13 protein-coding genes and 1 tRNA gene are annotated in these 12,556 nt (G+C 73.0%); 1 reads left to right on the forward strand and 13 read right to left on the reverse strand.

Translation table 11 applies throughout. The annotated features are described in order from the left end of the window. Nucleotides 1-49: 49 nt before the first annotated feature. The 7 genes from ABT299_RS47395 to ABT299_RS47425 all read right to left on the reverse strand — a co-directional run bounded on the left by ABT299_RS47395 (nucleotide 50) and on the right by ABT299_RS47425 (nucleotide 4,569). Complete coding sequence (locus tag ABT299_RS47395) at nucleotides 50-517, reverse strand: hypothetical protein (protein ID WP_190868370.1); 468 nt, start codon at nucleotides 515-517, stop codon at nucleotides 50-52. Between the two features lie 237 nt (nucleotides 518-754). Next, nucleotides 755-985, reverse strand: a complete 231-nt coding sequence (locus ABT299_RS47400) for a hypothetical protein (RefSeq protein WP_190868371.1) — start codon at nucleotides 983-985, stop codon at nucleotides 755-757. 236 nt (nucleotides 986-1,221) lie between these two features. Next, nucleotides 1,222-1,294 (reverse strand) — tRNA-Ala (locus ABT299_RS47405). Between the two features lie 80 nt (nucleotides 1,295-1,374). Further along, nucleotides 1,375-2,037, reverse strand: coding sequence for a histidine phosphatase family protein (locus ABT299_RS47410; RefSeq protein WP_387030984.1), 663 nt, complete (start codon nucleotides 2,035-2,037; stop codon nucleotides 1,375-1,377). Then, nucleotides 2,030-2,443 (reverse strand): ribosome silencing factor, encoded by a 414-nt coding sequence (gene rsfS / locus ABT299_RS47415; RefSeq protein ID WP_190868373.1) that lies wholly within the window; start codon nucleotides 2,441-2,443, stop codon nucleotides 2,030-2,032. The genes ABT299_RS47410 and rsfS overlap by 8 nt, the downstream gene beginning before the upstream one ends. 181 nt (nucleotides 2,444-2,624) lie before the next feature. After that, a complete protein-coding gene (gene nadD, locus ABT299_RS47420) occupies nucleotides 2,625-3,227 on the reverse strand; it encodes a nicotinate-nucleotide adenylyltransferase (RefSeq protein WP_151598622.1) in 603 nt (200 codons plus the stop codon). A 55-nt stretch (nucleotides 3,228-3,282) separates the two neighbouring features. Then, nucleotides 3,283-4,569, reverse strand: a complete 1,287-nt coding sequence (locus ABT299_RS47425; RefSeq protein WP_500254833.1) for a phenylacetate--CoA ligase family protein — start codon at nucleotides 4,567-4,569, stop codon at nucleotides 3,283-3,285. Between the two features lie 89 nt (nucleotides 4,570-4,658). Between ABT299_RS47425 and ABT299_RS47430 the strand changes: the two genes are divergently transcribed. Beyond that, nucleotides 4,659-5,678 (forward strand): M48 family metallopeptidase, encoded by a 1,020-nt coding sequence (locus tag ABT299_RS47430; protein WP_500198925.1) that lies wholly within the window; start codon nucleotides 4,659-4,661, stop codon nucleotides 5,676-5,678. Nucleotides 5,679-5,815: 137 nt separating this feature from the next. On the opposite strand, the gene ABT299_RS47435 is transcribed toward ABT299_RS47430, so the two are convergent. The 6 genes from ABT299_RS47435 to rplU form a co-directional block, all read right to left on the reverse strand. Then, nucleotides 5,816-7,573 carry a TIGR03767 family metallophosphoesterase gene (locus ABT299_RS47435; RefSeq protein ID WP_500254834.1) on the reverse strand — a complete coding sequence of 586 codons (1,758 nt, stop codon included), beginning with the start codon at nucleotides 7,571-7,573 and terminating at the stop codon, nucleotides 5,816-5,818. A gap of 105 nt (nucleotides 7,574-7,678) precedes the next feature. Next, the gene (locus ABT299_RS47440; RefSeq protein ID WP_500254835.1) at nucleotides 7,679-8,935 is read right to left on the reverse strand and encodes a glutamate-5-semialdehyde dehydrogenase; all 1,257 of its coding nucleotides are present in this window, start codon (nucleotides 8,933-8,935) and stop codon (nucleotides 7,679-7,681) included. 10 nt (nucleotides 8,936-8,945) lie between these two features. Continuing rightward, nucleotides 8,946-10,058 carry a glutamate 5-kinase gene (proB, locus tag ABT299_RS47445; protein ID WP_500254836.1) on the reverse strand — a complete coding sequence of 371 codons (1,113 nt, stop codon included), beginning with the start codon at nucleotides 10,056-10,058 and terminating at the stop codon, nucleotides 8,946-8,948. 29 nt (nucleotides 10,059-10,087) lie between these two features. Further along, nucleotides 10,088-11,485, reverse strand: a complete 1,398-nt coding sequence (obgE, locus tag ABT299_RS47450) for a GTPase ObgE (protein WP_190868379.1) — start codon at nucleotides 11,483-11,485, stop codon at nucleotides 10,088-10,090. Nucleotides 11,486-11,610: 125 nt separating this feature from the next. Beyond that, on the reverse strand, nucleotides 11,611-11,868 hold the full coding sequence (rpmA, locus tag ABT299_RS47455) for a 50S ribosomal protein L27 (RefSeq protein ID WP_151544591.1): 258 nt from the start codon (nucleotides 11,866-11,868) through the stop codon (nucleotides 11,611-11,613). A gap of 14 nt (nucleotides 11,869-11,882) precedes the next feature. Continuing rightward, complete coding sequence (gene rplU / locus ABT299_RS47460; protein WP_190868380.1) at nucleotides 11,883-12,197, reverse strand: 50S ribosomal protein L21; 315 nt, start codon at nucleotides 12,195-12,197, stop codon at nucleotides 11,883-11,885. Nucleotides 12,198-12,556 lie beyond the last annotated feature (359 nt).

Genomic DNA, 12,556 nt, shown 5'->3' on the forward strand with positions numbered 1-12,556 from the left:
CGCTACCCCCACCCCCCCCGGCCCACCCCCCCCGCCCCCCGCGGTGGGGTCACTGCTTGGCCGACTTGAACACGGACCAGCGGTCGTTGACCGTCGGGACGTGCACGGTGAGGCTTTTCGGCCACTCGACCGGCAGGCCGAGGAGGTTGTACTCCTGGGTGTTCCGCGGGGTCTCGGCGGCGGGCCGGGCCGCGTTGTCGGCGGGCGGCCGCTTCGCGTTGCCGGTCGCGGGCGCCTGAGCGGTGCCCGCCGCGGGCTCCTTGGCCTTGCCGGCGGTGTTCGCCGAGCACAGGATCTTGCCCAGGTCCGGGGTGTTCGGGAGCAGCTTCAGCTCCGACAGGACGCGGACGGCGCGGGCGCAGTCGCCGTTGTCGGCGGGCGTCGAGGTGGTCGTCGTGGTGGTCGCAGGGCCGGGCGGCGGCGCCTCCTGCGCCGACGCGGGGGCCGCGACGGCCACGACCGAGGCCGCCGCCAGCACGGCGGGCAGCAGCCCTCTTCCGGAGATCCGGCTTCGCATAGGTACAACCCTCATCTCGATCACATCGCCACTACGCGACGTGTTCCCGCGTGATCGAGTCGGCGAAGCGCGGCCCGGCGAAAGGTAGCCGCCGCCATGGCCAAGGCTTTGCGCTCAGCGGGCCGCGGGCATCGCCGGGGTACCGGCGCAGCACCTCAATTCCAAGAGAAGCCCCCACGGCGCCCGCATCCCGCCCAACGTGGGTAGATCACCGCGAAGGGTCCGCACTCCGGCATGTCAGGTCCATCCGAGCCGGTCGCCGACCTCGTCGGGGGCGTATCCGCGGCGGCCGCCCTCGCCGATCCACACCATCCCGTCGGCCTCCGTCACGATGCCGACGGCGTGCTCCTGCGGCATCCGCGGTTCGATCGCCAGCCGGACCTCCAGCCGCGGATCGAACCGGCGCAGCTCGTTGATGAGGTCGGCCACGGTGACCTCGCGCTTCGCTCCCCTGCGGTGTCTGCCCATACCTCGAATGAAACCATCCCGGCCGGACCGCCCAGGACATTCGTCCCACTATGTCCGTTTGATCTTTACCGAGCCCACCCGGCGCGTAGGGGCGAAGCCCCACATCGGGGGTCGGGACGTGAGGGGCGTGGGGGCGAAGCCCCCACATCGGGGGGCTCGGGGGGTCGCCCCCCCGAAAAACACAGCGGGCCACCGGGAAGGCGTCCGAAGGACGCCGAACACGGTGGCCCGACTCGTGGAGCTATGGGGATTCGAACCCCAGACCTCCTCCATGCCATGGAGGCGCGCTACCAACTGCGCCATAGCCCCGCGCGACTGCGTGGACGTTCATCCCGCAGCGCTCCGCCAGTGTATAGGACACCGGGGGTGGGTCTCGAATCGTTTGGGTCTCAGGCTCCGTTGTCGGTCCGGTCGTCGCCGAGGACGGGTTCGGGGAGGGTGCCCGCGTTGTGCTCGGCGAGGCGCCACCCTCCGTCCCGCATCTCGGTGATGACGGACCAGCAGCAGTTGGACAGGCCGCCGAGGCGCTCCCAGGTCTCCTCCGGGAGGCCCAGGAGGTGGGACATGCCGAGGCGCAGGGCGGCGCCGTGGGACGCCACGACGAGCCTGCCGGTGGGCGGCAGCTCGTCCAGGGCGCGTTCGAGGGCGGCGCCGACCCGCTTGGCGACCTGCGCGCTGGTCTCGCCGCCGGGCGGCTGCCAGGCGGCGTGCTCCTCGGGGTAGCGTTCGCGGATCTCGCGGGCGGTGAGGCCCTCCCAGGCGCCGCCGTCGCGCTCGATCAGGTCCTTGTCGTACTGGACGGGGAGCCCGGTGATGTCGGCGAGCGCCTGGGCCGTGTCGGCGGCCCTGCGCAGCGGTGAGGCGAGCAGGGCGGTGGGGCGGAGCCCGGCGAGGAGCCGGGCGGCCCGCTGCGCCTGCGCCACGCCCGTCTCGTCCAGGGGGATGTCGGTCTTGCCCTGGAAGCGGCGCTCGACGTTCCAGGCGGTCTGCCCGTGCCGCCACAGCAGCAGGGTGCGCTTGCCCGGCTCGCGGGTCGGGCGGGCGTCACTCACTCGCGCTCCCGACGGCGCGGGCACGCTGCTCCATGTGGGCGTTGACGCTGTCGGGCAGCGCGATGAGGGGGCAGTCCTTCCAGAGCCGTTCGAGGGCGTAGAAGAGCCGGTCCTCCTCGTGCTGGATGTGCACGATGACGTCGGAGTAGTCGAGGAGGACCCAGCGGCCCTCGCGCTCGCCCTCGCGCCGGACGGGCTTGGCGTCGGCCTCCTCGCGGAGGCGCTTTTCGACCTCGTCGACGATGGCGCGGACCTGGCGGTCGTTGGGCGCCGAGCAGAGCACGAAGGCGTCGGTGATGACCAGCTGCTCGCTCACGTCGTAGGCAAGAATGTCGTCGGCCAGCTTGTCGCCCGCCGCCTCCGCGGCGATCCGGACCAGCTGTGCCGCCCTGTCGGATGCGGTCACGATGCGCTCGCGATCCTCCCTGTAGGGGTCGTCTCGGCTAACACCTTCTCATGGGTGGCGGCCGGCGTCCCTGTTCGTTGGTGTTCGGGCTGGTACGGGCGTCCAGTCCCCATTCCAGGGTATGCGGCGCGGCACCCTGATCGTCCGGGCGAAGGTCCAGGTCAGGACGGTCCGGGACGATCTAGGCGGCGTCGGCGCGGTAGAGGTCGCGCTTGTTGATGTACTGGACGATGCCGTCGGGCACGAGGTACCAGATCGGCTCGCCGGAGTGGACGCGCTCGCGGCACTCGGTGGAGGAGATCGACAGCGCCGGAACCTCCATGAGCGAGACTCTGCCGTCGGGCAGCCCCGGGTCGGCGAGGCGGTGCCCGGGCCGGGTGACGCCGACGAAGTGCGCGAGCTCGAACAGCTCGTCGGTGTCGTGCCAGGTGAGCATCTTCTCCAGGGCGTCGGCGCCGGTGATGAAGAACAGCTCGGCGTCGGGGCCGTGGATCTGCCGCATGTCGCGGAGGGTGTCGACGGTGTAGGTGGGTCCGGGCCGGTCGATGTCGACGCGGCTGACCGAGAACGCCGGGTTGGACGCGGTGGCGATGACGGCCATGAGGTAGCGGTCCTCGGCGGCGGCGACCTTGCGGCCCTCCTTGTGGGAGGACAGGCCGGTGGGGACGAACACGACCTCGTCGAGCGAGTAGAAGTGGGCGACCTCGCTGGCGGCGACGAGGTGCCCGTGGTGGATCGGGTCGAACGTGCCGCCCATGATCCCCAACCGCCGCTTTTGCGTCATGGCGACGAGAATAGCCAGCCGGGGCGGGGCCCGGAACGTCCGCCCCGGCCGAAGCTCAGCTCAGCCCGGGCAGGGGCGGCCGGCCGCCGTCCCAGGACACGACGCGGACGGCCTTGCCGACCTCCACCCGCGGGACCGTCCCGCCGGGAAGGGCGACGACCTCGGCGGTGAGGCCGAGCGCCTCGTGCAGCGCGTGGACGAGGGGTTCGCGCGGGTCGCCGGAGATCGCCTCGCAGGCCACGAGCAGCCGGACGGCGGGACTGCGCCGGTCCACGACGATCTGGTAGTGGGGGCCGACCAGCCCGGAGCCGAGCAGCACCCGCTCGACCTCGCTCGGGTACACGTTGACCCCGCGGACCACGATCATGTCGTCGGCGCGCCCGATGACCTTGCTCATCCGGACGAGGGTCCGGCCGCAGGGGCACTCCCCGCGGGTCAGCGAGGCGATGTCGCCGGTGCGGTAGCGCAGCAGCGGCAGCGCCTGCTTCGTCGGCGTGGTGAAGACGAGCTCGCCGGGCGCGCCGTCCTCGACGGGCTCGCCGGTGGACGGATCGACGGCCTCGACGATGAAGTGGTCCTCGTTGACGTGCAGGCCGTCCTGCTGGAGGCACTCGGCGGCGACGCCGGGCCCGATGACCTCGGAGAGCCCGTAGACGTCCATCGCCTTGATCGGCAGGACGGCCTCGATCGCCGCGCGCAGCTCCTCGGACCACGGTTCGGCGCCGAACAGGCCGGCCTTCAGCGCCGGCAGCTCGACGCCGGCCTCGGCGACGGCCTCACCGAGCCGCAGCGCGTACGCGGGAGTGCAGGTCAGGATATCGGGGCGCAGGTCGGCGAGCATGCGGACCTGCCGGTCGGTCATGCCGCCCGACATCGGCACGACGGTCGCGCCGAGCGCGACGGCGCCCTGGTGGATGCCGATGCCGCCGGTGAACAGCCCGTACCCGTAGGCGTTGTGCACGATGCTGCCCGGCTCCGCGCCGGCGCACGCCAGCGACCGCGCGCACATCGCCGCCCAGAGGTCGAGGTCGGCCTTGGTGTAGGCGACGAGCGTCGGCCGCCCGCGCGTCCCGCTGGACCCGTGCACGGCGGCGACCTGGTCGCGCGGCACGCTGAGCATCCCGAACGGGTAGCCGTCCCAGAGGTCCTGCTTGGTGGTGAACGGGAGGCCGCTCAGGTCGGCGAGCGTCACGTCGGCGCCGCCCGCGACGCCGGCCTCCTTGAGCCGGTCGCCCTGCACGCCGCCGGCCGCGACGAGCCGGTCGACCAGCCCCCAGAGCCGGTGCCGCTGCAGCGCGGACCGCTCGTCAATCGACATCGCCTCGGCTCTGGGATCGAACATCGCGCCTCCCGGGCAGGCCACAGCCGGACGCGGGCTCCGCACCGGGGAACCCTCCGCCGAAGTGGTTCGTCGGAACTACCATGCCAGACATGACGGAGAACACACCGGATCGGGCACGGACGCGCTTTCCCGGGATCAGTTCCCGGGCCTACGAACACCCGGCGGACCGTTCGGCGCTCGTCGCGCTGCGCTCGCTGTCCGGGTTCGACGTCGTCCTGCGCAAGCTGTCGGGGCTGGTCAACGAGCGGTCGCTGCGGCTGATGTTCCTCGGCGGGACGGTCCGCGTCGGGGACGACCAGTTCCACCACCTGAACGACATGGTGCGCGACGCCTGCTACATCCTCGACATGCCCGAGGTGCCGGAGGTCTACGTCCGGCAGGACCCGACGCCGAACGCGATGGCGCTGGGGTCCGACCACCCGTTCATCGTGGTGAACACCGGGCTGCTCGACCTGCTCGACGACGAGGAGCTGCGGTTCGTCATCGGGCACGAGGTGGGGCACATCCTGTCCGGGCACGCGGTGTACCAGACGATGATGCAGATCCTGCTGCAGCTCGGGTCGCGGCTGGCGTGGCTGCCGCTCGGCAACATCGGCATCGCGGCGATCATCATCGGGCTGCGCGAGTGGTTCCGGAAGGCGGAGCTGTCGTCGGACCGGGCCGGGCTGCTGGCCGGCCAGGACCTGGACGCGGCGAAGCGGGTCAACATGAAGCTGGCCGGCGGGACGCGGCTGCACGAGATGAGCAGCGAGGCGTTCCTGCAGCAGGCCCGCGAGTACGACGCGGCCGGCGACGTGCGGGACGGGCTGCTGAAGTTCCTGAACCTGCTCGGGCAGTCGCACCCGTTCGCCGTCATCCGGTTCGCGGAGATCGACCGGTGGGCGCGCAGCGGCGAGTACGAGCGGATCCTCGCGGGCGACTACCCGCGCCGCGACGACGACGGCAGCGCCAAGGTCACCGACGAGATCAAGAACGCCGCGAAGTCCTACCGGGACTCGTGGGAGCGGACCGCGGACCCGTTCGTCGGCAAGGTCCGCGACATGGCGGACGCGGCGGCGAGCGCGGCGGGCGGGCTGTTCGACCGGATCAACCGCCGCAACGACTCCTGACGTAGTCAGGCCGGGGGGCGCGGGGGGTCGTCCCCCCTCGAGAGGAACGACTCCTGACGTAGTCAGGCCGCGGGAAATACAGGCCGCAGGAAGGCCAGGGCCGCCGTGACACGGACACGGCGGCCCTTTTCCGTGCGTCAGAACGGTGCGGGGACGAGGAGTTCGACGTTGCGGTCGGCGGTCTCGCCGCGGCGGTGCTCGGCGCGCTCCTGCCAGTCGTTGCCCGCCAGCTCGCGCGACAGCGACGCCAGGTGGACGGGGTCGGCGAGCCGCCCGCCGTAGGAGGCGGGGCCGGCGGAGTCCAGGACCGTCGCGAAGACCGACAGGGTGCCGTCGCGGTTGTCGGCGATCTCGACGATGCGGCTCTGCTGCGGGAAGTCGATGTGCGCGGCGGTGTTGACCTCCCAGAACCCGCCGCCGGACGGGCGGGCGTGCGGGATGACCTGGTTGCGGTGCGTGTGCCCGTTCACCCACAGCACGACGTTCGGGTAGCGGAGCAGCAGCGCCTCCACGTCGTCGCCGAGGACGCGCCCGCCGCCGAGCGGGTTCGTCAGCGAGGCGATGGGATGGTGGCTGAACAGGACGAACAGCCGGTCCTTCGCGGCGTGGCGCACGGTGGAGCCGTCGGCGGCGAGATAGCGGCTGCTGCCCGCCTTGAGCTGGGCTTCCAGCCATGCGACCTGCGCCTTGTCGAGCGAGCCCTCGGAGTAGCCGTTCGGGTTGACGGTGTCGAGGACGAGCCCGCGGACGATGCCGCGGTCGAAGGCGTAGTAGGCGGTGCCGTCGCGGAGGTTCGCCTGGGTGAAGCCGTGGCCGCGCAGCGATGCCGTCGTCCGGAAGTGCTCGGCGACGACCTCGGCGCGCGACAGCATCCGCCGGTCCGGGTCGGGGGTGACCTGGCGGAACAGGCCGCCGGCGCCGCCGCGCTCGCGGCTGAGCCGGACGAGTTCGGCGGCGTCGGCCTTCTCCAGCATGCGGGCGAGGCGCTCCGCCTGCGCGTCGTCCGCCGGGGCGCCGATCTTGATGCCGCCGGTGGCGAGGCCGGAGACGATCGGGTTGACGGGCAGGTTGCCCTGGACGAGGCCGTCGTGGTTGCCGAACGCGGCGAGCCACGGCATGGTCAGGCCGGTCGCCTGGAACGGGCGGCGCGCGGCGTCGATCAGGCCCCTGACGCGCGGGAACCCGTACTTCGCCATGGGGATGTCGGGCTGCGCGCCGGGCGGCGGGCCGTCGGGGTGCCAGAAAGCGCGGTCGTAGGACGCGAGGTCCATGACGCCCTCGTAGCGGTCCGGGTCGCCGGAGTCGGGGCGGATCCGGCCGCCGTCGAGCAGGTCGATGATCCAGCGCAGCTCGTTGTACTGGACGTTGTCGGCGGCGTCGCCGGTGTTGATGGTGAACGACAGGCCGAGGCCGGTGGCGGGGCCGCGGCCGACCGTGTTGATCGCCCGGACCATCGCCTCGGCGACCTGGGTGGTGAGGATCTCCTGCGGCCGGTAGGCGCCCTCGACGGGCAGCATGCCGGCGGCGTCCTTGAGCCGGTCGGCGAACTCGACGCGCGCCGGGGACTGCGCGTCGATGATGTGCACGTCGGTGAGCTGCCCGAACGCCAGGACGCCGCGCCGGGTCGCGGCCCGCTTCGGGGAGGCGGTGCCGCCGAGGTCGCGGCGGAGCAGGTGCGGTTCGCCCGGCCCGGCGGTGACGGGCCGGTAGCCGCCGGCGCCCGCCTTCCCGAGCAGGTACGTCCGGTCGAGGGTGGTGCCGGCGGCGGGGCCGCGCAGCGGGGCCGCCGCCGCGGCGGCGGGGCGGGCGGGGAACGCGGCGAGTCCGGTGGTGGCGATCCCCGCGCCGAGCGCGGCGCCCTTCAGGACGCGGCGACGGCTGATCTCAGGATTCACAGCCGCATCAGACCATGCCAAGCAACGTGACATCAAGGGTCACAGTGTCACAATTCCGCCGGAGCCACCGGTTCGGGCGCCCGGCGGCCCCGGCGGACCCGCGGCTCAGCCGCGCAGGTGCCCCTCGCCCGTGACGACGTACTTGGTGGACGTCAGCTCCGGCAGCCCCATCGGCCCGCGCGCGTGCAGCTTCTGCGTCGAGATGCCGATCTCCGCGCCGAACCCGAACTCCTCGCCGTCGGTGAACCGCGTCGAGGCGTTCACCATCACCGCGGCCGAGTCGACCAGCGCGACGAACCGCTTCGCGGCCGGCTGCGACGTCGTCACGATCGCCTCGGTGTGGCCCGACCCGTACGTGCGGATGTGCGCGACGGCGTCCTCCAGCGAGTCGACGACGCGGCCCGCGATGTCCAGCGACAGGTACTCGGCATACCAGTCGTCCTCGGTCGCCTCCACCACTCCGTCGCCGTACGAGCGGATCCGCTCGTCGCCGTGGACCGTGACCCCGGCCTGCTTCAGCGCTTCAAGCGCGCGCGGGACGAACGCGTCGGCGATGTCAGCGTGCACCAGGAACGTCTCCGCGGCGTTGCACACCGACGGACGCTGCGTCTTGGCGTTCAGCAGGATGTCGACCGCCATGTCCACGTCGGCGGCCGCGTCCACGTACACGGCGCAGTTCCCGACGCCCGTCTCGATGACGGGGACGGTCGACTCCTCCACCACCGAGTTGATCAGCGAGGCGCCGCCGCGCGGGATCAGTACATCCACCAGCCCGCGCGCCCGCATCAGGTGCTTCACCGACTCGCGGGACGTGCCCGGGACGAGCTGCACCGCGTCCCCCGGCACCTCCGTCCCCGCCAGCGCCGCCTGCATCACCTGGACCAGCACGGTGTTGGAGTCGTGCGCCGACGACGAGCCGCGCAGCATCGCCACGTTCCCGCTCTTCAGGCAGAGCGCGGCGGCGTCCACGGTCACGTTGGGTCGGCCCTCGTAGATGATCCCGACGACGCCGAGCGGCACCCGGACCTGCCGCAGCTCCAGCCCGTTCGGCAGCACGCTCCCGCGCACCGACTCCCCCACCGGGTCGGGCAGCGCCGCGACCTCGCGCACCGCGTCGGCGATCCCGGCGATGCGGCCCTCGTCCAGGCTCAACCGGTCGATCATGTACTCGGACGTGCCGCTCTCGCGGGCCCGCGCGACGTCCGACACGTTCGCCTTGACGATCTCGGGGGCCGCCGCGACCAGCGCGTCCGCGATCGCGCGCAGCGCCGCGTCCTTCGCCGCACGCGGCAGCGGCGCCAGCCCCGCCGCCGCCTCCCGGGCGCGCCGCGCCACCATCAGGAACTGCTCGCGCTCGCTCATCGCGAACTCCTCACTGCCGTGTCAGGACCACCAAGTGGTCGCGGTGGATGATCTCGCGCTCGTACTCGGCGCCCAGCTCGCGCGCCAGCCAGCGGGTCGAGCGGCCCATCAGCTCGGGGATCTCGGACGCGTCGTAGTGCACCAGCCCGCGCGCCACGACCCGCCCCTCCGGGTCGCACAGGTCGACGGGGTCGCCCGCGGCGAAGTCGCCCTCGACGCCCGTCACCCCGGCGGGCAGCAGCGACTTGCGGCGCCGCACCACCGCGTCCACGGCGCCCGCGTCCAGCGTGACCCGGCCCTGGCCGGTGGTCGCGTGCGCGAGCCACAGGTCGCGCGTGGACATCCGGCGGGCGTCCGCCGGGTGGAACAGCGTGCCGACCTCGTCGCCGGCCAGCGCGTGCGCGGCGGACGCCGCGTTCGTCAGCACGACCGGGACGCCCGCGATCCGCGCCGCCTCGACCTTGGTGACCATCCCGCCGGTGCCGACCCGCCCGGACCCGCCGAGCTCGACCTCCGCGAGGTCCGCCGGGCCGCGCACGTCGGCGATGGGGCGGACGCCGGGGCGCCGCGGATCGCCGGTGTAGAGCGCGTCGACGTCCGACAGCAGGACGACCGCGTCCGCGCGGGTCAGATGCGCGACCAGCGCGGCGAGCCGGTCGTTGTCGCCGAACCGGATCTCGTCGGTCGCGACGGTGTCGTTCTCGTTCACGATCGGCAGGATCCCGAGCGTGATCAGCTGCTCCAGGGTGCGCTGCGCGTTGCGGTGGTGCGACCGGCGGATCATGTCGTCCGCGGTCAGCAGCACCTGCCCGACCGTCACCCCGTACCGGGCGAACGAGGAGGTGTAGCGGGCGAACAGCAGGCCCTGCCCGACGCTCGCCGCCGCCTGCTGCGTCGCGAGGTCGCGCGGCCGCCGGGTCAGCCCGAGCGGGCCGAGGCCCGCCGCGATCGCGCCGGACGACACGAACACGATCTCGGCGCCGTCGGCGCGGCGCGCGGCGAGCACGTCCACCAGCGCGTCGATGCGGTTCGCGTCGATCGTGCCCTGCGGGGTGGTGAGCGACGACGAACCCGCCTTCACCACGATCCGGCGCGCCTTCGCGATCGCCTCGCGCTCGCTCATCGGGCCTCTCTCCTCCGGGGGGTGGGAACCTAGCGGTGGCCGTCCAGGCGGCGGTCGGTGCCGCGCGGGCCCGCCGCGACCTCGCCGGCGACGATCTCCGGCTCCCAGTCGAACACGATCGAGTCGTCCGCAGTGCCGATCAGCACGGTCGCGCCGGCGCTCGCGCCCGCGTCGGCCAGCGCCTGCTCCACGCCGAGCCGCGCCAGGCGGTCCGCGAGGTAGCCGACGGCCTCCTCGTTGGCGAAGTCGGTCTGCCGCAGCCACCGCACCGGCTTCGCCCCGGTGATCAGGTAGGTGTTGTCGCCGAGGTCCTTCACCTCGAAGTCGACGTCCCCGCCGACCGGCTCCGGCCGGATCACGATCCGGGTCGGCTCCGCCGGCGGCAGCGACGCCCGGTGCTCCTCGACCATCGCCGCCATCGCGAACGACAGCTCCCGCAGCCCCTCGTGGGACGCCGCGGACACCTCGAACACCTTCAGCCCGCGCGCCTCGAACTCGGGGCGGACCAGCTCGGCGAGGTCGCGGGCGTCCGGCACGTCCACCTTGTTCAGCACGACGATGCGGGGCCGGTCCGACAGCGGCCGGTCGCCGAGGACGCGGTCGTACGCCTGCAGCTCGCGCTCGATGACCTCGAAGTCGCTGACCGGGTCGCGGCCCGGCTCCGGCGTCGCGCAGTCCAGCACGTGCGCGAGCGTCGAGGACCGCTCGATGTGGCGGAGGAACTCCAGGCCGAGGCCGCGGCCCTCGCTGGCGCCCTCGATCAGGCCCGGGACGTCCGCGACGGTGAACGCGGTGTCCCCCGCGCTCACCACCCCGAGGTTCGGGATCAGCGTGGTGAACGGGTAGTCGGCGATCTTCGGCTTGGCCGCCGACAGCGCCGCGATCAGCGACGACTTCCCGGCGCTCGGGAAGCCGACGAGCGCCACGTCCGCGACGCTCTTCAGCTCCAGCACCACGTCGCGCTCCTCGCCCGGCTCGCCGAGCAGCGCGAACCCGGGCGCCTTGCGCTTGGCGGTCGCGAGCGCCGCGTTGCCGAGCCCGCCCTGGCCGCCGCGCGCGATGACGAACCGGGTGCCCTCGCCGACCAGGTCCGCGAGGATCGTGTCGCCCTCCTTGACGACGGTGCCGTCCGGGACGGGCAGCACGACGTCCGCGCCGTCCGCGCCCGTCCGGTGCCCGCCCTGCCCGGGACGCCCGTTCGCCGCCTTGCGGTGCGGCCGCCGGTGGTACTCCAGCAGGCTCGCCGCGTTGGAGTCCACGACGAGGACGACGCTGCCGCCGCGCCCGCCGTTCGCCCCGTCCGGGCCGCCCAGCGGCTTGAACTTCTCCCGGTGGATCGACGCGCAGCCGTTGCCGCCGTTCCCCGCGGCGACGTGCAGCACCACCCGGTCGACGAACTGCGCGCCCGAACCCGCTCCAGCGGCCACGGTGGATCCTCCTCGGTGTCGGCCCTCGACCAGGGCGCTCGCCCCATGGACGGGGCGCCCATGAACAGGGCAAAGGGGCGGACCTTCAGCGGTCCGCCCCTTGGAAAACGTCTGATGCAGGCGGACTACTCCGCCGGCGGGACGATGCTCACGGCGTTGCGGCCGCGGTACCGGCCGAACTGCACCGCGCCCGCGACCAGCGCGAACAGCGTGTCGTCGCCGCCGCGCCCGACGCCGGGGCCGGGGTGGAAGTGGGTGCCGCGCTGGCGGACGATGATCTCGCCGGCGTTGACGACCTGGCCGCCGAACCGCTTCACGCCGAGGCGCTGGGCGTTGGAGTCGCGACCGTTACGGCTGGACGATGCGCCCTTCTTGTGTGCCATGTGACCGCTCTCCCTTACTTCCCGGAGTTGATACCGGTGATCTTGACCTCGGTGTACGGCTGACGGTGACCCATCCGCCGCTTGTAACCGGTCTTGTTCCGGTAGTGCATGATGTTGATCTTCGGGCCCTTGACCGCGCCGAGGATCTCGGCGGTCACCTCGTACCCGGCGAGGTCGGCCGCCTTGCTGACGACGTTGTCGCCGTCCACGACCAGCAGGGCCTGAAGCTTGACGGTCGAGCCGACGTCACCGGCCAGCTTGTCGACGGTCAGCACGTCGTCGACGGCCACCTTCTCCTGCCGGCCGCCTGCGCGGACAATCGCGTACACCGCGGAAACCTCTCGTCTGCGCGCGCTTCCGGACTGAACCGGTCCCACGCGTGGCTTACACCAGCCCCCGGATGAGGGCCTACCCCCGGCACCGGGCCGAGGGCGGCACGCCAGGGCGGAACCCCGGCGCTCTCTGCTGTTCCCCACCGGATCGGCGGGGGGCGCACCGGACGAGCCCCGGACGGGCCTCGCGGTGCTGGTCCGGACGCGCCACAACGCGCGCCGAACCCCAAGTGTACTGCATCCCTTGTGTCCGCCGTGTCGTGGGGGGCCCCCGGGGCGGCGCGCCGGGCCGGGGGGGGGGGGAAACCCCCACCGCGGGGGGGGCCCCGCGCCCGCGGGCGGGGGGGGGGCGGCGC

It is taken from the genome of Spirillospora sp. NPDC000708 (genome assembly GCF_040299565.1).
Taxonomy (GTDB): Bacteria; Actinomycetota; Actinomycetes; order Streptosporangiales; family Streptosporangiaceae; genus Spirillospora.